We start from the raw sequence: 17995 nt of genomic DNA, 5'->3' as shown, positions 1-17995 counted from the left end.
TCAGCCCCGTCCGTGCCGCAGCGCGGGGTGCGCGCCCGCGGCGACCAGGTCGGAGACGGCCGTCTTCGGGTCCCGGCCGGTGACCAGGGACTCGCCCACCAGCACCGCGTCGGCGCCCGCGTTGGCGTACGCGATGAGGTCGTGCGGGCCGCGGACGCCGGACTCGGCGATCTTCACGATGTGCGCGGGGATCTCGGGTGCGACGCGGTCGAAGGTGCCGCGGTCGACCTTGAGGTCCTTGAGGTTGCGCGCGTTGACGCCGATGACCTTCGCGCCGGCGTCCACCGCCCGCTCGACCTCGTCCTCGTCGTGCACCTCGACGAGCGGTGTGAGCCCGATGGACTCGGCGCGCTCGATGAGGGACTCCAGGGCGGGCTGGTCGAGGGCGGCCACGATGAGCAGCGCGAGGTCCGCGCCGTACGCCCGGGCCTCCCACAGCTGGTAGGAGGTGACGATGAAGTCCTTGCGGAGCACCGGGATGTCGACCCGGGCACGGACGGCCTCCAGGTCGGCCAGCGATCCGCCGAAGCGGCGCTGCTCCGTGAGGACGGAGATGACGGCCGCACCGCCCGCCTCGTAGTCGGCGGCGAGTGCGGCGGGGTCGGCGATCGCGGCGAGCGCGCCCTTGGACGGGCTGGAGCGCTTGACCTCGCAGATGACCTTGACGCCGTCACCGCGCAGGGCCGCGACACCGTCCTTGGCAGCCGGAGCCTTCGCGGCGCGCTCCTTGAGCTCGTCGAGGCTGACGCGCGCCTGCCGCTCCGCGAGGTCGGCACGGACTCCGTCGATGATCTCGTCGAGCACACTCACGCGAGCGGCCCCCTTCCCAGACGGTTGACAGTTGAAGCGCTTCTGCGGTTGACCCGGGTCCGTCCCGCTTCGGACGAAACCGATGGTCACTGCGATGGTATCCGGAGGAGGGCTTAGGCCTCGCATCCGGTTGACGCCGGTCCCTCCCCCACCCTCGAACAAGCTTCGCATGCCCGGGCGAGAGGTGCCCCCATACTGGGCGTTCACCGATTGATCAAGGATGCAGCCAGCCACCGAACGGCAGGTTCCGGACAACCGTGAAGACCAGCAGCAACGCGCCCAGGCCCCACAGGACGGACGGCCGGGGATCGATGCGCAGCGGCCGCCCCCGGACGGTACCGATCACCCAGACGGTCCACACGACGGCGAACACCAGATACCCCACGACGGCGACCGCGTTGGCCCCGAGCGCCGCCACGAGGTCCCCGTGCGCGACGGCGTGCGCGCTGCGCAGTCCTCCGCAGCCGGGGCAGTACACGCCGGCGTACTGGAGCAGCGGACAGGCGGGGTAGTGCCCCGGCTCGTTCGGGTCGACGGCCCCCACGTACGCGAAGGCGCCGGCCACGGCCGCGAGGATCCCGCCGGGCACGAGGAGCCGCCGCGCCACGGACCCCTGCGGCACGGGTCCTGGAGCGGGCGTCACCCTCTGGGTCTCGGCGTTCACCCCACGCATTCTGCCGCGCCGGGGCGCACACCGCACACATGCCTGTACGCGAGCGAGCGCGTCCGTACGCGAAAGAGGCGGGCCCGGCGCTCGAAGCCGGTCCCGCCTCTCGACATGCCGTGAAGGTCAGCTCTCGGCGGACGCGGACGCCACCTGGTGGGAGCGGGGGGCGGCCTTCTGCTTGCCCAGGCCCGCCGCACTCATCGCCATGCCGACCACGCCACCGAGGGCCACGACGACCATGCCGGCCCAGAAGCCCAGCGGCTCGGCCATCACCATGAAGGCACCGGAGACACAGAAACCGATGATGACGATGGTGGTGCCGGTCCAGGCGGCCGGAGTGTGACCGTGGTTGCTGCCCGCCATGACTTAGCTCCTCATGATTTGTGTTGTTCTGTGCGTGTGTGAGTCGGACACTCACCGCCCATTGTCCCGCACGCGTACGTGCGGCCTGCGCGGGGGTACTGAGCCCTGTCAGCGGCGGGTGTCCGTGCCCCGTAAGGGGCGCGGGGAACTGCGCGACCAGCCCCCCCCCGGCCCGCGGTCGACGTACGGCATCCCCACGGAGTGCTAGGCCCCGGTGGGGTCCTCCCCCCGGTCCAGCGCCTTCCAGATCTCCTCGGGCCGGTCCGGGTCGGCCGGGACCCGGGGCTTGCGCACCCGCGGAGTCCCGTCGCGCTCGTACCGCCCCGACATGGCCGGCCACAGCCGTCCGTACCGCAGGGCGAGGAGCCCGGCGAGAAGCAGCAGCACACCCCCCGCCGCGGCCACGTAGGGCCAGGCGGTGTGGGTCATGGCGTCCACGGTCGCCCCACTGTCGCCGGAGGCCTGCGCGGCCTTCTCGTCGAGCGCGGAGGTGTCGGAGGCGCCGAGGAGCGCCGAGACGACCGTGCCCGCGCCGGAGAGCGCGAGGAGACCGGCGACCAGGAAACGGCCGGCACGGCGGACGGCGAAGACGGCGACGAGAGCGGCGAGGCCCACTATGGCGAGGGACGCGGGCACGCCCGTCACATCGCCGCCCTTGGCGCTCAGCGGGAAGTCGCCGCCGGCCACCGTCGCGGTGCCCTCCGACCAGCCCTGCCGCGAGGCGAGCAGCGCGACGACCGCGCCGAGCGCGCCGAACAGCAGGGCGAGGGCGAGGCTTCGGCGGCCGGACCTGGCGGGTCCGGGGGCTTCGGATCGGGGGTGCGGAACAGCAGTCACGTACTCCACTATCGCCTGAACCCCGGGCGAACCGTCACCCGGGGTTCACGTGACTCGCGTCCCACTGTCCGCGTACGTCCGGCTGTACGGCCGTTTCCCGCGGTCCTGGCCGATGTGTGGCCGATGTGTGACCTACGGTCGTCCGAGCCGGTTCGCCGTGTGGACCGCGCGCAGGACGGCCGCCGCCTTGTTGCGGCACTCGGTGTCCTCGGCGACGGGGTCCGAGTCGGCGACGACTCCGGCGCCGGCCTGCACGTACGCCGTGCCGTCCCGGAGCAGGGCAGTCCGGATGGCGATGGCGGTGTCGGAGTCGCCCGCGAAGTCGAGGTAGCCGACGCAGCCGCCGTACAGCCCGCGCCGCGAGGGCTCCAGTTCGTCGATGATCTGCATCGCGCGGGGCTTGGGGGCTCCGGAGAGGGTGCCCGCGGGGAAGCAGGCGGTCAGTACGTCGAAGGCCGTACGCCCCTCGGCCACCCTGCCCGTCACCGTGGACACGATGTGCATGACGTGCGAGTACCGCTCGATGGACATGAAGTCGACGACCTCGACGGAACCGGGCTCGCAGACCCGCCCCAGGTCGTTGCGTCCGAGGTCGACGAGCATCAGGTGCTCGGCGCGCTCCTTGGCGTCGGCGATCAGCTCGTCGGCGAGCGCCTGGTCCTCCTGGACGGTGGCGCCGCGCGGCCGGGTGCCCGCGATGGGGTGCACCATCGCCTGTCCGTCCTCGACCTTGACCAGGGCCTCCGGGGAGGAGCCCACGACGTCGAAGCCGTCGAAGCGGAAGAGGTACATGTACGGGGACGGGTTGGTGGCCCGCAGGACCCGGTACACGTCCAACGCGCTTGCCGTGCAGGGTGTTTCGAAGCGCTGGGAGGGGACGACCTGGAAGGCCTCACCGGCCCGGATGCGCTCCTTGATGTCCTCGACGGCGACCTGGTAGTCGGGGCCGCCCCACAGCGCGGTGTACTCGGGAAGCTCGGACGGCGGAAGCGCGGCCGGGGGCTGTGAGACGGACCGCGAGAGGTCCGCCTCCATGGCGTCGAGGCGGGCCACCGCGTCCGCGTACGCCTCGTCGACGCCCGTGTCGAGGTCGTTGTGGTTGATCGCGTTGGCGATCAGCAGGACCGAGCCGTCCCAGTGGTCCATGACCGCGAGGTCGCTGGTGAGGAGCATGGTCAGCTCGGGCAGCTTGAGGTCGTCGCGCTCGCCGGGGCCGATCTTCTCCAGTCGGCGCACGATGTCGTAGCCGAGGTAGCCGACCATGCCGCCGGTGAACGGGGGCAGCCCCTGGTCGTACACGAGGTCGTGAGGGGTGTGCAGGGCCTCGATGGTGGCGCGCAGGGCGGCGAGGGGGTCGCCGTCGACGGGGACACCGACGGGCGGGGTGCCGACCCAGTGGGCCTGGCCGTCGCGGGCTGTCAGGGTCGCCGCCGAACGGACGCCCACGAACGAGTAGCGGGACCAGGAGCGGCCGTTCTCCGCGGACTCCAGGAGGAAGGTGCCAGGGCGCTCGGCGGCGAGCTTGCGGTAGAGCGCGACGGGCGTGTCGCCGTCCGCGAGGAGCTTGCGGCTGACGGGGATGACACGCCGGTCGGTGGCCAGCTTGCGGAAGGTCTCGAGGTCCATGGCGGCTGACCTTACTGATCCACGGCCGGTACGCCGGAATCGGCGTCCTTGGTGTCGACGGCGCCCTTGGTGTCGGCGGGGCCCTCGGCGTCCTTGAGGAGCACGTCGGCGTCGAAGCAGGTGCGGTCGCCGGTGTGGCAGGCGGCGCCCACCTGGTCGACCTTGACCAGCACGGTGTCCGCGTCGCAGTCGAGGGCGACGGACCTGACCCACTGGAAGTGGCCGGAGGTGTCGCCCTTGACCCAGTACTCCTGACGGCTGCGCGACCAGTAGGTGCACCGGCCGGTCGTCAGCGTGCGATGCAGCGCCTCGTCGTCCATCCAGCCGAGCATCAGCACCTCTCCGGTGTCGTACTGCTGGGCGATGGCGGGGACGAGCCCGTCGGCGCCGCGCCTGAGGCGGGCGGCGATCTCGGGATCCAGGCTGCTGGGCGTGCCGGGCGGGGGCGTGCTGGTCATGACGACCATTGTGCCGCGCCGGTCGGACACTCCTGTGCCCTTGTCCACTGGGCGGACCGCGGAGGCAGTCGTAGGCTTGCTGACATGTCGACCCATGCCAAGCGTGAACGACTTCTCCTCGCGGATCTGTTGGAGACGGAGGGCCCGGACGCCCCCACTCTGTGCGAGGGCTGGAACACCCGTGATCTCGCCGCGCACGTGGTCGTGCGCGAGCGCCGCCCGGATGCCGCGGGCGGCATCCTGATCAAACAGCTCGCCTCGCGCCTCGACCGGGTGATGGCCGAGTTCACCGACAAGCCGTACGAGGAGCTGATCCAGCTCATCCGTACGGGGCCGCCGCGCTTCTCGCCCTTCTCCCTGAAGCAGATCGACGAGGCGTCCAACGCGATCGAGTTCTATGTCCACACCGAGGACGTACGCCGCGCCCAGCCCGACTGGGTTCCCCGCGAGCTGGACCCGGTCTTCCAGGACGCCCTCTGGTCCCGCCTGGAGCGCACGGCCCGCCTGATGGGCCGCGGCACCCCCACGGGCCTGGTCCTGCGCCGCCCGGACGGCCAGACGGCGGTCGCCCACCGGGGCACCCCGGTCGTGACGGCCACGGGCGAGCCGTCCGAACTCGTCATGTTCGTCCACGGCCGCCAGAACGCCGCGGACGTGGAACTGGAGGGCGACAAAGAAGCGATCGCCAAGCTGCACGAGGCGAAGCAGCTGGGCCTCTGACAGCTGCTTCGGCAGTGACGGCCGCTTGCGTGGTCCGGTCACCCCGGTGGTTCGGCTACTTCGGGAGTTCGGCCCGGCGGAGGTCGCGTACGCACAGGGCGAGCACCCCGCCGAGGCCGCACACGGCCGCGCTGACGACGAAGACCGGGCCCGTGCCGCACTCGCCGATCGCGGCGGCGGACAGCGGCATGCTGAGCGGGGCGAGGCCGAGGCTGACGATGCCGGTCACGGAGCTGACCCTGCCCAGGTAGGCGGGGTCGGTCCGGGTCTGCAGCAGTGCGCCGCACAGGGCGCCGCTGAGGCCCGTGAGCAGGCCGACGAGGACGGCGACGCCCGCGGCCGCGACGACGTTCGGCACGTGGGCCAGGGCGCCGACCGCGACCGAGCCCGCCAGGATCGTCACCGCCATCACGCGTCCGGCGTGCGGAAGGCCTCCGCGTACGGCGAGCAGCAGCGCGGCGGTGCCCGCGCCCACGCCGAACCCGGCGAGCACCCAGCCCACCCCTGAGGCGCCCCAGCCTCGCTCGTCGGCGAGCAGGGTCAGCCCCACGTTGAGCGGTCCGACGAAGCCGAGGTCCCCGAGGGCGATGGCGACGATCAGCGGGGCGAGGACGCGGTGGCGGCGGATGTAGCGCAGTCCGTCGCGGAGGTCGCTCCAGGCGGTGGGGCGTTCGGTGGCCCTGTCGTCCCCGGGGAGGTCGGCCACCCGCAGGGAGACGAGCAGGGGCACGGACACCGCGATCAGCAGCCCGGCCAGTCCGAAGGCCGCGGCGGGCCCGCCCAGCGCGATGCCCAGACCGCCGAGCGGCGCGCCCACGACGTTGGCGAAGCGGATGGCGAGGCCGCGCATTCCCTGGACGCGGGTGAGCTGGCCGCGGCCGGTGATGCGGGCGGGCAGGGCGCCCACGGCGGGCATGAAGACGGCGTCGACCGTGCCGAAGACGAGGGCGAGCAGCGCCAGCGGCCACAGCCCGGGGGTCGTGGCGAAGAGCAGCGCGGCCACCGCGAGCACGGCCGCGCACCGCACGGCGTCACTGCCGATGACGACCTTCCGGGGCCCGAACCGGTCGGCCAGCACTCCCCCGCCGAGCATCAGCAGGGCGCGCGGCACGGCGCTCACGGCCGCCACGATCCCCGCCTGCGCGGGCGTGCCCGCCTGGACGGCGGCCCAGGTCAGCGCGAGGTAGTAGATGTTGTCGCCGACCATGGACGCGGTGTAGGCGCCGAGCCAGCGCAGGACGTTCGGGTCGCGGTGGGCCGGTCTGCCGGAGACGGCGGTCGGGGGTATGGACGTCGTGGACATACGGGCGTGCCCTCCCAGGGCTGCGAACTCTCAGGTGCGGAACGGGAATCCGTACACATGCAGCGCCACGTTCTCGCGCCCCTCTGTCGCGCCGGCCGCCTCGGCGGCGCGGCCCTTCTCGTCGTACTTCCTGGCGAGGGCGAGCAACTCCTCGCCGAGTTCGGCCAGTTCGGCGGAGGTCAGCCGCAGCAGCGACTCGTTGTCCGGTGCGGCGGAGTTCCACTCGGCGCCCCAGGTGGGGCGTTCGTCGAGGTAGCGGCGGTACATGTCGGCCCGCTGCTCGTGGAAGAGCCTGGTGGCGGCCAGATGCGCGGACGCCCTCTCGGGTGCGTCCCGGAAGTCCTTGTCCTTGATGCTCACGCCCTGCGAGGAGGGCTGCCACCAGCGCTCGCGGGCGTCCCCGCTCTGCGGCTCGGCCGCCTCGATCAGCCCGTGCTCGGCGAGCTTGCGCAGGTGGTAGCTGACCAGTGAGACCGCTTCGTCGACCTGCTCGGCGAGCTGCGAGGCGGTCGCGGTGCGGGCCACGCACAGCCCTCGGTACAGCTGCATCCGCAGGGGGTGGGCCAGGGCCTTGAGGGTGCCCAGGTCCGTGATCGGGAGGTTCTCCGTGCCGCTCATGACACCACCGTAGATACGAAAGAAAAGTTGCGCAATATAAATTGCGCAACTTTTCTTTCCCTTCCCGCCACGAGTAAGCCCCGGCCACCAGGCGGCCGGGGCTTACCGAAACCCCTCCTACGCAACCTCTCCTACGCGTGAACGAGTCTCCGGGTCGTCACCGCACCGGATGCCCCGCCTCCCGCAACGCCTGCTTCACCTCGCCGATCCGCAGGTCGCCGAAGTGGAAGACGGACGCGGCGAGCACGGCGTCCGCGCCCGCGGCGACGGCCGGCGGGAAGTCGGCCAGCCGGCCCGCGCCGCCGGAGGCGATCACCGGCACCGTGACGTGCTTCCGTACGGCCTCGATCATCTCGATGTCGTAGCCGTCCTTCGTGCCGTCCGCGTCCATCGAGTTGAGCAGGATCTCGCCCGCCCCCAGTTCGGCGGCCCGGTGCGCCCACTCGACGGCGTCGATGCCGGTGCCCTTGCGGCCGCCGTGGGTGGTGACCTCGAAGGTGCCCTCGGGGGTCCGGCGCGCGTCCACCGACAGCACCAGCACCTGCCGCCCGAACCGCTCGGCGATCTCCCGGATCAGGTCGGGGCGAGCGATGGCGGCCGTGTTGACGCCGACCTTGTCCGCACCCGCGCGCAGCAGCTTGTCGACGTCCTCGGCGGTGCGCACACCGCCGCCGACCGTGAGCGGGATGAAGACCTGCTCGGCGGTGCGGCGCACCACGTCGTACGTGGTCTCGCGGTTGCCGGAGGACGCGGTGATGTCCAGGAACGTCAACTCGTCGGCGCCCTCGGCGTCGTACACCTTGGCCATCTCGACGGGGTCGCCCGCGTCGCGCAGGTTCTGGAAGTTGACGCCCTTGACGACCCGGCCGTTGTCGACGTCCAGGCAGGGGATGACTCGTACGGCCAGGGTCATGACTCGGGTGCCTCTCGGTACGCCTCCACCTCGACCTCGACCACCAGGCTGGGGTCCACGAAACCGGAGACGATGATCATGGATGCGGCGGGCCGGACGGAGTCGAACAGCTCCTTGTGAGCGCGTCCGACGTCCTCCACGTCGCGGGCATGGGTGAGGTACATGCGCGTCCGTACGACGTCCTCGCGGCCGAGATCCAGCTGCTTCAGCGCCGCCAGCGCGACGTTGAACGCGTTGACCGCCTGCTCGTACGGGCCGCCTCCGGCGATCTCGCCGTCCACTATCGACGTGCAGCCGGAGACCAGCACCAGCCCGTTCGGCAGCTCCACCGCGCGGGAGTACCCGAAGGCCTCCTCCCAGGGAGTTCCGGTCGTGACGCGTCGCAGGTCACTCACTTGGCTACCGCCTCCAGGGCCTCTTCCAGGGTGAACGCCTTCGCGTACAGGGCCTTGCCGACGATCGAGCCCTCGACACCGAGGGGCACCAGCTCGGCGATGGCACGCAGGTCGTCGAGCGACGAGACCCCGCCGGACGCCACCACCGGGCGGTCGGTCGCCGCGCACACGTTCTTCAGCAGCTCCAGGTTCGGGCCCTGGAGCGTGCCGTCCTTCGCGATGTCCGTGACGACGTACCGCGCGCAGCCCTCCTTGTTGAGGCGCTCCAGCGTCTCGTAGAGGTCGCCGCCGTCGCGGGTCCAGCCGCGCCCGCGCAGGGTCGTGCCGCGTACGTCGAGACCGACCGCGATCTTGTCGCCGTGCTCGGCGATGACCTTGGCGACCCACTCGGGCGTCTCCAGGGCGGCCGTGCCGAGGTTCACCCGGGTGCAGCCGGTGGCGAGGGCCGCGGCGAGCGTCGCGTCGTCACGGATGCCGCCGGACAGCTCGACCTTGATGTCCATCGCCTTGGTGACCTCGCCGATCAGGGCGCGGTTGTCGCCCGTGCCGAACGCGGCGTCCAGGTCCACGAGGTGCAGCCACTCGGCACCCGCCCGCTGCCAGGCGAGGGCCGCCTCCAGGGGCGAGCCGTACGAGGTCTCCGTACCGGACTCGCCGTGGACGAGGCGGACCGCCTGGCCGTCACGGACGTCGACGGCGGGGAGGAGTTCGAGCTTGGCCATGGTCTACAGGGTTCCGATCCAGTTGGTGAGCAGCTGCGCTCCGGCGTCGCCGGACTTCTCGGGGTGGAACTGCGTGGCCCACAGAGCGCCGTTCTCGACGGCCGCCACGAAGGGCTTGCCGTGCGTCGACCAGGTGACGAGCGGGGCGCGCATCGTCGGGTTGGCGACTTCGAGGTTCCAGTCGTGGACGGCGTACGAGTGCACGAAGTAGAAGCGCGCGTCCGTGTCCAGGCCGGCGAAGAGCTGGGAGCCCGTCGGTGCCTCGACGGTGTTCCAGCCCATGTGGGGCACGATGTCGGCCTGCAGCGGCTCGACCGAGCCGGGCCACTCGTCGAGGCCCTCGGTCTCGACGCCGTGCTCGATGCCGCGCGCGAAGAGGATCTGCATACCGACGCAGATGCCCATGACCGGGCGGCCACCGGCGAGACGGCGGCCGACGATCCAGTCGCCGCGCGCCTCCTTCAGCCCCTTCATGCAGGCGGCGAAGGCGCCCACGCCGGGCACCAGCAGGCCGTCCGCGTTCATGGCCTTGTCGAAGTCACGCGTTATCTCGACGTCGGCACCCGCGCGCGCGAGGGCACGTTCCGCCGAGCGCACGTTCCCGAAGCCGTAGTCAAAGACGACTACTCGTTTCGAAGGGGAGCTCAATTCCACACCTCCAGCCTCAGGACGCCCGCGACGAGACACATGCCGGCGCCGATCGACAGCAGCACGATGAGACTCTTCGGCATCTGCTGCTTGACGAAGGAGTAGACGCCGCCGAGCAGGAAGAGCCCGACGACGATGAGGATGGTGCTGAGGCCTGTCATGGCTTTACAGCGCGCCCTTCGTGGAGGGAAGGATTCCCGCGGCGCGCGGGTCACGCTCGGAGGCGTACCGCAGGGCCCGGGCGAGCGCCTTGAACTGGCACTCCACGATGTGGTGCGCGTTGCGCCCGTACGGCACGTGGACGTGCAGTGCGATCTGGGCCTGCGCGACGAAGGACTCGAAGATGTGCCGGGTCATCGTCGTGTCGTACTCGCCGATCATCGGCGCCATCTTCTCGGGCTCGGTGTGCACGAGGTACGGGCGGCCGGAGAGGTCGACGGTCACCTGGGCGAGCGACTCGTCCAGGGGAACGGTGCAGTTCCCGAATCGATAGATCCCCACCTTGTCGCCGAGCGCCTGCTTGAAGGCGGCGCCGAGCGCGAGGGCGGAGTCCTCGATGGTGTGGTGCGAGTCGATGTGCAGGTCACCCTCGGTCTTCACGGTCAGGTCGAACAGACCGTGGCGGCCGAGCTGGTCGAGCATGTGGTCGTAGAAGCCGATTCCTGTCGACACGTCGACCTTGCCGGTTCCGTCGAGATCGATCTCGACGAGGACCGACGTCTCCTTGGTCACCCGCTCGACTCGTCCTACGCGGCTCATGCGCTCTGCTCCTTCTTCAGTTCACGTACCGCGTCGAGGAACGCGTCGTTTTCGGCGGGGGTTCCGGCGCTGACCCGCAGCCACCCCGGTACGCCGTTGTCCCGGACCAGGACGCCCCGGTCGAGGATCTTCTGCCAGGCCTCGTGGGAGCCGTTCTCGCCGTCGAACCGCCCGAACTGCACGAAGTTCGCGTCCGACTCGGTCACCTCGAAGCCGATCGCGCGCAGTTCGAGGACCAGCCGGTCCCGCTCGGTCTTCAGCTGCTCGACGTATCCGAGCAGCGTGTCGGTGTGCTCCAGGGCGGCCAGCGCGGTCGCCTGGGTGACGGCAGACAGGTGGTACGGCAGCCGTACCAACTGGACGGCGTCCACGACCGCCGGGTCCGCGGCGAGATAGCCGAGGCGCAGCCCGGCCGCGCCGAAGGCCTTCGACATCGTCCGCGAGACGACGAGATTCGGCCGACCTTCGAGCAGCGGAAGCAGCGAGTCGCCGTGGCTGAACTCGATGTATGCCTCGTCGACGACGACCATCGACGGCTTCGCCGCCTGCGCGGCCTCGTACAGCGCGAGGACCGTCCCGGGCGGAACCGCGTTGCCTGTGGGGTTGTTGGGGGTGGTGATGAAGACGACATCGGGCTTGTTCTCGGCGATCGCCTGCTCGGCGGCCGCGAGGTCGATCGTGAAGTCCTCGTTGCGCGGACCGGAGATCCATCCCGTGCCGGTACCCCGCGAGATCAGGCCGTGCATCGAGTACGAGGGCTCGAAGCCGATCGCCGTGCGGCCGGGCCCGCCGAAGGTCTGCAGCAGCTGCTGGATGACCTCGTTCGAGCCGTTGGCCGCCCACACGTTCTGGAGGCCGACCGCGTACTTGCCGGTCTTCGTCAGGTACCTGGCCAGCTCGGTACGCAGCTCGACCGCGTCCCGGTCGGGGTAGCGGTTGAGGTTCCGCGCGGCCTCGCGCACCCGCTCGGCGATCCGCTCGACGAGCGGCTCGGGCAGCGCGTACGGGTTCTCGTTCGTGTTCAGCCGTACGGGGACGTCGAGTTGGGGCGCGCCGTACGGGGACTTGCCGCGCAGCTCGTCGCGTACGGGGAGATCGTCGATGCCGGTCACTTGCTGGGTACCTTCCAGTCGAACCTTGCCTTGACGGCGGCACCGTGGGCAGGGAGGTCCTCGGCCTCGGCGAGCGCCACCACGTGGTGCGCCACCTCCGCCAGGGCGTCGCGCGTGTAGTCCACGATGTGGATCCCGCGCAGGAAGGACTGGACCGACAGACCCGAGGAGTGGCAGGCGCAGCCGCCGGTCGGGAGCACGTGGTTGGAGCCGGCCGCGTAGTCGCCCAGCGAGACGGGCGCCCAGGGGCCGACGAAGATCGCACCGGCGTTGCGGACCCGGTCCGCCACCGCGCTCGCGTCGGCCGTCTGGATCTCCAGGTGCTCGGCGCCGTACGCGTTGACGACCCGCAGGCCCTCCTCCACGCCGTCGACCAGCACGATCGCGGACTGCCTGCCGTTCAGTGCCGGGACGATCCGGTCCTCGATGTGCTTGGTGGCCGCGACCTGCGGTTCCAGCTCCTTCTCCACCGCGTCGGCCAGCGCGACCGAGTCGGTGACCAGGACGGCGGCGGCCAGCGGGTCGTGCTCGGCCTGGCTGATCAGGTCGGACGCGACGTGCACCGGGTCGGCGCTCTCGTCGGCGAGGATCGCGATCTCGGTCGGACCGGCCTCGGCGTCGATGCCGATCCTTCCGGCGAAGTAGCGCTTGGCGGCGGCGACCCAGATGTTGCCCGGGCCCGTGACCATGTTGGTGGGCGGGCAGGACTCGGTGCCGTACGCGAACATCGCGACGGCGGTCGCACCGCCGGCCGCGTACACCTCGTCGATCCCGAGCAGCGCGCAGGCGGCCAGGATCGTCGGGTGCGGCAGGCCGCCGAACTCGGACTGGGCCGGGGAGGCGAGGGCGATCGACTCGACGCCCGCCTCCTGCGCCGGGACCACGTTCATGATCACGGACGACGGGTAGACGGCCCGGCCGCCGGGCGCGTACAGCCCGACCCGGTCGACCGGCAGCCACTTCTCGGTGACCGAGCCGCCGGGCACGACCTGGGTGGTGTGCGTGGTGCGGCGCTGCTCGCGGTGGACCATGCGGGCGCGGCGGATCGACTCCTCCAGTGCCGCGCGGACGGCCGGATCGAGCTGCTCCAGCGCGTCGGTGAGCGCCCGCGCCGGGACGCGGACGGACTCCAGGCGCACGCCGTCGAACTTCTCCGCGTAGTCGATCAGCGCCGCATCTCCCCGATGATGCACGGCCTCGCAGATCGGACGCACCTTCTCCAGTGCGGCCGAAACGTCGAAGTCGGCTCGGGGCAGCAGGTCGCGCAGAGCCGAGCCCTCGGGGAGGGCGTCGCCACGCAGATCGATTCGGGAGATCACGAACCAATTCTCTCAGACGGGGATCGGGCACCGGACGGCTGTATCAATCGCTGATACGGGCCGTGGACCACCGGTCCGCACGTGGCCCGATTTCGTTCCTGGCGCGGGTTCCGGAAGATCGCCTTCACCGTCGGCGTTCAGGCTGTCACCCAGCGGGCATCACAGGAACGACTGTACGAAACCCGCGAGTAGCGGGGGAGAAAGGGAAGACCGTGACCCAGGGGGCCGGCGTCCGCGCCGGAGAACTGCCCGATGACCTGACCGCCGCCGAAGCCGGGATGTGGCAGGCGTTCCGCAACGGCAGCGTGTACGACCTGCGCGCCGGGGACCCAGCCGTCGACGATCCGCACGGCGGCCATCCATGGGGCCCCGAGCGCTGTGTGCGGGCCCGGACAGTGGCCTGGCTGCTGCTGGACGGACCGCCCGCGCTCGACGGCCGCGTCGCCTCGCTCAAGCTGACCGGCGTCCAGATCGTCGACGTCCTCGACCTCGCGGGCGGCACGATCGAGCCGTACGTCGAGATCAAGGGCTGCCGGTTCGAGAAGGAGATCCTGCTGCCGGAGGCCCGGTTCACGACCGTGCGCCTGGTGGACTGCGCGGTGCCGCGTCTTGAGGCGGCCCGGGTGCACACCGAGGGCGATCTGCATCTGCCGCGCTGCCGCTTCCACAACGGCGTACGCCTCACGGACGCGCACATCGGCACCGACCTGCTGCTCAACCAGGCGGTCGTCTACCGGGACCGGCGCGGCCGCTCCCTCACCGGCGACGGGATGACCGTCGGGCAGGACCTCCAGGCCGAGATGCTGGAGTCGCACGGCGAGCTGAGCCTGCGCGGCGCGAAGGTCGGCGTCTCGCTGAGTCTGCGCGGCAGCCGGCTGGCCAACCCGTACGGGAGCCGCCGCGCGCTGAACGCACCGCAGCTGACCGTCGAGCGCACGCTGTATCTGACCCCGGCGAGCGTCGGCGACCCCCTCCACACCAGTGGCCGCACCCCGGCGCGCGGCACCCGCGTCCAGCGGTTCGAGTGCGAGGGCGGGATCCGGCTCGACGACGGCCGGTTCGGGGACGCGGTGGACTTCGAGCAGGCCCGCCTCGTCCTGCGGGACGGCCAGGAGGTCTCGCTGCGCCGCGTCCAGGTGCCCGAGCTGCGCTTCCTCGGCGAGCGGCCACAGCGCGGACGGGTCGTGCTGAACGGCGCGAAGGTGGTCAACCTGATGGACCAGGCGACCAGCTGGCCGGGCGCGGGCCAGCTGCAGATGGGCGGCTTCCAGTACGAGTACCTGGTGCCGCGCGGCCCGTTCCCGCTCGCCCGGCGCCTGGAGTGGGTGGCCGCGGCGACCCCGGAGTACAACCCGGAGCCGTACGAGCGGCTGGCGACCGTGCTGCGCAACGGCGGCGAGGACGAGGACGCCCGCGAGGTGCTGCTCGCCAAGCAGCGCCACCGCCGCGAGAACCTGCCGATCGCCGCCAAGCTCTGGGGGTACGCGCAGGACTGGACGGTCGCCTACGGGTACCGGCCGGGGCGGGCGGCCGTGTGGATGGCCGTGCTGTGGGCGGCGACCTCCATAGCCTTCGCACACGCCGATCATCCGCCGCTCAAAAGGGGCGAACATCCGCCGTGGAACCCGTCGCTGTTCGCCCTGGACCTGCTGCTTCCGGTCATCGATCTCGGCCAGGTCGGCTTCTGGCAGCTGCGCGGTGGCTGGCAGTGGCTGTCCGCGGTGGTGATCCTGCTGGGCTGGGTCCTCGCCACGACGGTGGCGGCGGGCGCGACACGGATGCTGCGCAAAGGCTGAGCAGGGGCCGGGCAGGGGTTGGGCAGGGACTGGGCAGGCCCGCCTCCCGGGTCGCGCACAACTGCTTGACACATGAACAACAGTCACCTTTTACCCGGCCTTGACCATTCCGCACGCAACCAAACCATGGTTACAAAAGCGTCACCGCGTCCCCCCTGGCACCCGTCCGACCTGCGGGTTTTCAATGGGCACCACCATGGCACTGCTGCGCGCGTTCCTCCGTACGGCACGGATGGCGCGGAACACTTCGCGCCTCGCCGCCGGTCTGCCCGCCGACGACGAGGTACTGCTCGACGCGCCCGACGAGCGGCTCGGACCGGCGCTCGTCGCCGCGGGCCGCGGTGAGTACGGGACCGCGGCGAAGCTGCTGTCCACCACCCGGGAGGCCGCCGAGTGGGAGAACCGGGACCGGTACGCGACACGTCTCGCCGCCTTCGCGCGCTCCCGGCCGGAGTGGTTCGACGACTGGTGCTCCGACGCCCCGCACGACCCGGACGCGCTGCTGGTCAAGGCCGAGCTCGCGGTGTGCCGGGGCTGGGAGTCGCCGGCCCGCGCCGAGCTGCTGCGCCAGGTCGCGCCGCTGATCACCGCGGCCGCCGAGGGCGACCCGCGCGACCCGGTGCCGTGGCGCATCGCGCTCGACCACGCCCGGGGCACGAACACCCCGCACACCGCCTTCGAGCGGCTGTGGGCCGAGGCCGTACGCCGCTCCCCGCACCACTACGGCTGCCATGTGGCCGCCCTCCAGTACCTGTCCGCGGCCTGGTACGGCTCACACCGCGAGTGCTTCGACTTCGCCGAGCGGGCCGCACAGGACGCGCTGCCCGGCTCCCTCGTCCAGGCCCTGCCGGTGCGCGCGGCCTTCGCGTATCTGACCGAGGGCGGCGGAGCGGCCGTGCCGCGCGAACGCCTCGACACGGCGGCCGACCTCGCGATCGCCGTCTCCAGGGAGTACGCGGACGCCGACCCGTGGCCCGCGGAGGTCCGCAACCTGCTGACCTACGTGCTGATCCGCCTCGAACGCTGGCAGGACGCCCTTGCGGAACTGCGCCGCATCGGCCCGTACGCCACCTCGTTCCCCTGGGACCGCGTCTCGGACGATCCGCTCGGCCAGTTCCTCGAACTGCGCGACGGAGTACGGATCGAGGTGGCCTCGGGCATGCCCCTGAAACTACGCAACGGGGATCTTCCGTATCCACGGAGTGAGCACGGCGGACGTGCGCCCTCCGGTGACCATTAGGCTTTCTCGTCGTGACCACCGTCCGGCTCCCCCTCTTCCCCCTGAACTCGGTGCTGTTCCCCGGGCTCGTACTGCCCCTGAACGTCTTCGAGGAGCGCTATCGCGCGATGATGCGCGAGCTCCTGAAGACCCCCGAGGACGATCCACGCCGGTTCGTCGTCGTCGCCATCCGCGACGGCCACGAGGTCGCGTCCACCGCGCCCGGTATGCCGGACCAGACCGCCGTACCCCAGCGCGGGCCCGCGGCGGGCTTCGGCGACGACCCGGCGAAGGCCTTCCACGAGGTGGGGTGCGTCGCGGACGCGGCGACCATCCGGGAACGGGCCGACGGCAGCTTCGAGGTGCTGGCCACCGGTACGACCCGGGTGCGGCTGCTCTCCGTGGACGCGTCCGGTGCCTTTCTGACGGCCGAACTGGAGGAGCTGGAGGAAGACCCGGGCGAGGAGGCCGGCGCGCTGGCCCAGGGCGTGCTGCGGGCCTTCCGGCAGTATCAGAAGCGGCTCGCGGGGGCCCGGGAACGGTCCCTGTCGACCGGGGCCGAGCTGCCGGACGAGCCGGCCGTCGTCTCGTACCTGGTCGCGGCCGCGGCGATGCTCGACGTACCGGCGAAACAGCGGCTGCTCCAGGCCCCGGACACGGCGTCCCGCCTCCGCGAGGAGCTGACGCTGCTGCGCGCGGAGACCGCGATCATCCGCAACCTTCCGTCGTTGCCCGCGTCGGAGCTGACGCGGGGGCCGACGAGTCTCAACTGAGGCGGTAAGGACGTGGGAATCCAGGCACGGGTCGAATGCACAAGCCTGAGCAACGGGCAGCTGTGCGTCTCCCTGAACACAAGCCCCAGCCGCGTCGAGGTCTTCTACACGAAGACCGGCGGCTCGACGATCAGCGCGCAGCTCGGGTACCGCACCACCACCGCCGGCACGACCACCTACGGGCCGACGAAGACCATCAGCCTCAATGAGCGGGCCAACAGCACCTGGAACGAGGTCGGCCGCTGACCAAAGGACAGTCGCCCGCCGCCCCCGCCCGGACACCGTTCCGGGCGGGGGCGGCCGCGTTCCGGGCAGCGGCGGCCGTGTCTCGGCCGTCTGGGATGATGCGGGCCCATGGCGAAGAAGTCGAAGAAGCAGCAGCAGTCGGGCGGGACGCCCGCGACCGTGGCGCTCACCGCGGCGGGCGTCGAGTTCACGGTCCACGCCTACGAGCACGCCCCCTCGCACCCCTCGTACGGGGAGGAGGCTGCCGAGGCGATGGGCGTCTCCCCGGACCGGGTCTTCAAGACGCTGGTCGCGGACGTCGACGGGGAACTCACCGTCGCCGTCGTGCCGGTGGCCGGCTCGCTCGACCTGAAGGCGCTGGCCTCGGCGGTGGGCGGCAAGCGGGCCGCCATGGCCGATCCGGCCGCCGCGGAGCGCTCCAGCGGGTATGTGCGCGGGGGCATCTCGCCGCTCGGGCAGCGGAAGCGGCTGCGTACGGTGCTGGACGCGTCGGCCTCGGCCCACGCGACCGTCTGTGTGTCCGCGGGGCGGCGGGGGCTTGAGGTCGAACTCGCTCCGGAGGATCTGGCGAAGCTCACGGATGCGGTGGTTGCCGCCGTTGGGCGTGCGTGAACCCTCGACGGGGGGCCCGTTTTCGGTTAAGTACCGAGGACATGTCGAAGAAGACGCGTAAGAGGAAGTGGCGGGTCAA

The 17995-nt window shown here is 71.4% G+C and carries 22 protein-coding genes; 6 read left to right on the top strand and 16 right to left on the bottom strand.

Annotated features, from left to right (window positions below; translation table 11 throughout):
• From trpC to hisI, 6 genes are all read right to left on the bottom strand, one after another.
• Complete coding sequence (gene trpC / locus ACIBEI_RS30000; RefSeq protein ID WP_189840339.1) at positions 1–810, bottom strand: indole-3-glycerol phosphate synthase TrpC; 810 nt, start codon at positions 808–810, stop codon at positions 1–3.
• Between the two features lie 214 nt (positions 811–1024).
• Entirely contained in the window at positions 1025–1483 is a 459-nt protein-coding gene (locus tag ACIBEI_RS29995) for a DUF2752 domain-containing protein (RefSeq protein ID WP_398893348.1), read from the bottom strand.
• Between the two features lie 117 nt (positions 1484–1600).
• A complete protein-coding gene (locus ACIBEI_RS29990) occupies positions 1601–1840 on the bottom strand; it encodes an HGxxPAAW family protein (RefSeq protein ID WP_398893347.1) in 240 nt (79 codons plus the stop codon).
• Positions 1841–2044: 204 nt separating this feature from the next.
• Positions 2045–2686 carry a TIGR02234 family membrane protein gene (locus tag ACIBEI_RS29985; protein WP_398893346.1) on the bottom strand — a complete coding sequence of 214 codons (642 nt, stop codon included), beginning with the start codon at positions 2684–2686 and terminating at the stop codon, positions 2045–2047.
• Between the two features lie 123 nt (positions 2687–2809).
• Positions 2810–4303 (bottom strand): anthranilate synthase component I, encoded by a 1494-nt coding sequence (locus tag ACIBEI_RS29980; protein WP_398893345.1) that lies wholly within the window; start codon positions 4301–4303, stop codon positions 2810–2812.
• A gap of 11 nt (positions 4304–4314) precedes the next feature.
• Positions 4315–4761, bottom strand: a complete 447-nt coding sequence (gene hisI, locus ACIBEI_RS29975) for a phosphoribosyl-AMP cyclohydrolase (RefSeq protein ID WP_398893344.1) — start codon at positions 4759–4761, stop codon at positions 4315–4317.
• A gap of 84 nt (positions 4762–4845) precedes the next feature.
• On the opposite strand from hisI, the gene ACIBEI_RS29970 reads away from it, so the two are divergent.
• Positions 4846–5481 (top strand): TIGR03085 family metal-binding protein, encoded by a 636-nt coding sequence (locus ACIBEI_RS29970; protein WP_398893343.1) that lies wholly within the window; start codon positions 4846–4848, stop codon positions 5479–5481.
• A 55-nt stretch (positions 5482–5536) separates the two neighbouring features.
• On the opposite strand, the gene ACIBEI_RS29965 is transcribed toward ACIBEI_RS29970, so the two are convergent.
• From ACIBEI_RS29965 to hisD, 10 genes are all read right to left on the bottom strand, one after another.
• Positions 5537–6784, bottom strand: coding sequence for an MFS transporter (locus tag ACIBEI_RS29965; RefSeq protein WP_398893342.1), 1248 nt, complete (start codon positions 6782–6784; stop codon positions 5537–5539).
• 30 nt (positions 6785–6814) lie between these two features.
• The gene (locus ACIBEI_RS29960) at positions 6815–7402 is read right to left on the bottom strand and encodes a helix-turn-helix domain-containing protein (protein ID WP_364185987.1); all 588 of its coding nucleotides are present in this window, start codon (positions 7400–7402) and stop codon (positions 6815–6817) included.
• Positions 7403–7559: 157 nt separating this feature from the next.
• Positions 7560–8315, bottom strand: a complete 756-nt coding sequence (hisF, locus tag ACIBEI_RS29955; RefSeq protein ID WP_266503221.1) for an imidazole glycerol phosphate synthase subunit HisF — start codon at positions 8313–8315, stop codon at positions 7560–7562.
• Entirely contained in the window at positions 8312–8710 is a 399-nt protein-coding gene (locus tag ACIBEI_RS29950; protein WP_398893341.1) for a RidA family protein, read from the bottom strand. Before ACIBEI_RS29950 ends, hisF begins: the two co-directional genes overlap by 4 nt.
• Positions 8707–9432: a bifunctional 1-(5-phosphoribosyl)-5-((5-phosphoribosylamino)methylideneamino)imidazole-4-carboxamide isomerase/phosphoribosylanthranilate isomerase PriA gene (priA, locus tag ACIBEI_RS29945; RefSeq protein ID WP_200398859.1), complete on the bottom strand. Its 726-nt coding sequence runs from the start codon at positions 9430–9432 to the stop codon at positions 8707–8709. The genes ACIBEI_RS29950 and priA overlap by 4 nt, the downstream gene beginning before the upstream one ends.
• 3 nt (positions 9433–9435) lie before the next feature.
• Positions 9436–10086 (bottom strand): imidazole glycerol phosphate synthase subunit HisH, encoded by a 651-nt coding sequence (gene hisH, locus ACIBEI_RS29940; protein ID WP_398893340.1) that lies wholly within the window; start codon positions 10084–10086, stop codon positions 9436–9438.
• Positions 10077–10241 (bottom strand): hypothetical protein, encoded by a 165-nt coding sequence (locus ACIBEI_RS29935; protein WP_398893339.1) that lies wholly within the window; start codon positions 10239–10241, stop codon positions 10077–10079. Before ACIBEI_RS29935 ends, hisH begins: the two co-directional genes overlap by 10 nt.
• A gap of 4 nt (positions 10242–10245) precedes the next feature.
• Positions 10246–10839 (bottom strand): imidazoleglycerol-phosphate dehydratase HisB, encoded by a 594-nt coding sequence (hisB, locus tag ACIBEI_RS29930; protein WP_398893338.1) that lies wholly within the window; start codon positions 10837–10839, stop codon positions 10246–10248.
• The gene (locus ACIBEI_RS29925; RefSeq protein ID WP_398893337.1) at positions 10836–11951 is read right to left on the bottom strand and encodes a histidinol-phosphate transaminase; all 1116 of its coding nucleotides are present in this window, start codon (positions 11949–11951) and stop codon (positions 10836–10838) included. Before ACIBEI_RS29925 ends, hisB begins: the two co-directional genes overlap by 4 nt.
• Positions 11948–13270 (bottom strand): histidinol dehydrogenase, encoded by a 1323-nt coding sequence (gene hisD / locus ACIBEI_RS29920; RefSeq protein WP_398893336.1) that lies wholly within the window; start codon positions 13268–13270, stop codon positions 11948–11950. The genes ACIBEI_RS29925 and hisD overlap by 4 nt, the downstream gene beginning before the upstream one ends.
• 212 nt (positions 13271–13482) lie before the next feature.
• Between hisD and ACIBEI_RS29915 the strand changes: the two genes are divergently transcribed.
• The 5 genes from ACIBEI_RS29915 to ybaK all read left to right on the top strand — a co-directional run bounded on the left by ACIBEI_RS29915 (position 13483) and on the right by ybaK (position 17916).
• Positions 13483–15066: an oxidoreductase gene (locus tag ACIBEI_RS29915; protein ID WP_398893335.1), complete on the top strand. Its 1584-nt coding sequence runs from the start codon at positions 13483–13485 to the stop codon at positions 15064–15066.
• Between the two features lie 184 nt (positions 15067–15250).
• Positions 15251–16306, top strand: coding sequence for a hypothetical protein (locus tag ACIBEI_RS29910; protein ID WP_398893334.1), 1056 nt, complete (start codon positions 15251–15253; stop codon positions 16304–16306).
• An 11-nt stretch (positions 16307–16317) separates the two neighbouring features.
• The gene (locus tag ACIBEI_RS29905) at positions 16318–17058 is read left to right on the top strand and encodes an LON peptidase substrate-binding domain-containing protein (protein ID WP_190230354.1); all 741 of its coding nucleotides are present in this window, start codon (positions 16318–16320) and stop codon (positions 17056–17058) included.
• Positions 17059–17070: 12 nt separating this feature from the next.
• Positions 17071–17304: a hypothetical protein gene (locus ACIBEI_RS29900; RefSeq protein WP_398893333.1), complete on the top strand. Its 234-nt coding sequence runs from the start codon at positions 17071–17073 to the stop codon at positions 17302–17304.
• A 108-nt stretch (positions 17305–17412) separates the two neighbouring features.
• Positions 17413–17916, top strand: a complete 504-nt coding sequence (ybaK, locus tag ACIBEI_RS29895; protein ID WP_398893332.1) for a Cys-tRNA(Pro) deacylase — start codon at positions 17413–17415, stop codon at positions 17914–17916.
• The last annotated feature ends 79 nt before the right edge of the window (positions 17917–17995 follow it).

This window comes from Streptomyces sp. NPDC050988 (genome assembly GCF_044456225.1).
Classification (GTDB): Bacteria; Actinomycetota; Actinomycetes; order Streptomycetales; family Streptomycetaceae; genus Streptomyces.
Note: the sequence above shows the minus strand (reverse complement) of the source record. Positions and strands in the feature narration are given on the sequence as shown.

Excerpts from the sequence above, each read along its gene's own strand:
- hisI (WP_398893344.1), bottom strand. The coding sequence starts at position 4,761 with ATGACCAGCACGCCCCCGCCCGGCACGCCCAGCAGCCTGGATCCCGAG.
- ACIBEI_RS29980 (WP_398893345.1), bottom strand. The coding sequence starts at position 4,303 with ATGGACCTCGAGACCTTCCGCAAGCTGGCCACCGACCGGCGTGTCATC.
- ACIBEI_RS29990 (WP_398893347.1), bottom strand. The coding sequence starts at position 1,840 with ATGGCGGGCAGCAACCACGGTCACACTCCGGCCGCCTGGACCGGCACC.
- ybaK (WP_398893332.1), top strand. The coding sequence starts at position 17,413 with ATGGCGAAGAAGTCGAAGAAGCAGCAGCAGTCGGGCGGGACGCCCGCG.
- priA (WP_200398859.1), bottom strand. The coding sequence starts at position 9,432 with ATGGCCAAGCTCGAACTCCTCCCCGCCGTCGACGTCCGTGACGGCCAG.
- hisB (WP_398893338.1), bottom strand. The coding sequence starts at position 10,839 with ATGAGCCGCGTAGGACGAGTCGAGCGGGTGACCAAGGAGACGTCGGTC.
- ACIBEI_RS29935 (WP_398893339.1), bottom strand. The coding sequence starts at position 10,241 with ATGACAGGCCTCAGCACCATCCTCATCGTCGTCGGGCTCTTCCTGCTC.
- ACIBEI_RS29965 (WP_398893342.1), bottom strand. The coding sequence starts at position 6,784 with ATGTCCACGACGTCCATACCCCCGACCGCCGTCTCCGGCAGACCGGCC.
- ACIBEI_RS29995 (WP_398893348.1), bottom strand. The coding sequence starts at position 1,483 with ATGCGTGGGGTGAACGCCGAGACCCAGAGGGTGACGCCCGCTCCAGGA.
- hisF (WP_266503221.1), bottom strand. The coding sequence starts at position 8,315 with ATGACCCTGGCCGTACGAGTCATCCCCTGCCTGGACGTCGACAACGGC.
- ACIBEI_RS29960 (WP_364185987.1), bottom strand. The coding sequence starts at position 7,402 with ATGAGCGGCACGGAGAACCTCCCGATCACGGACCTGGGCACCCTCAAG.
- ACIBEI_RS29910 (WP_398893334.1), top strand. The coding sequence starts at position 15,251 with ATGGGCACCACCATGGCACTGCTGCGCGCGTTCCTCCGTACGGCACGG.
- ACIBEI_RS29970 (WP_398893343.1), top strand. The coding sequence starts at position 4,846 with ATGTCGACCCATGCCAAGCGTGAACGACTTCTCCTCGCGGATCTGTTG.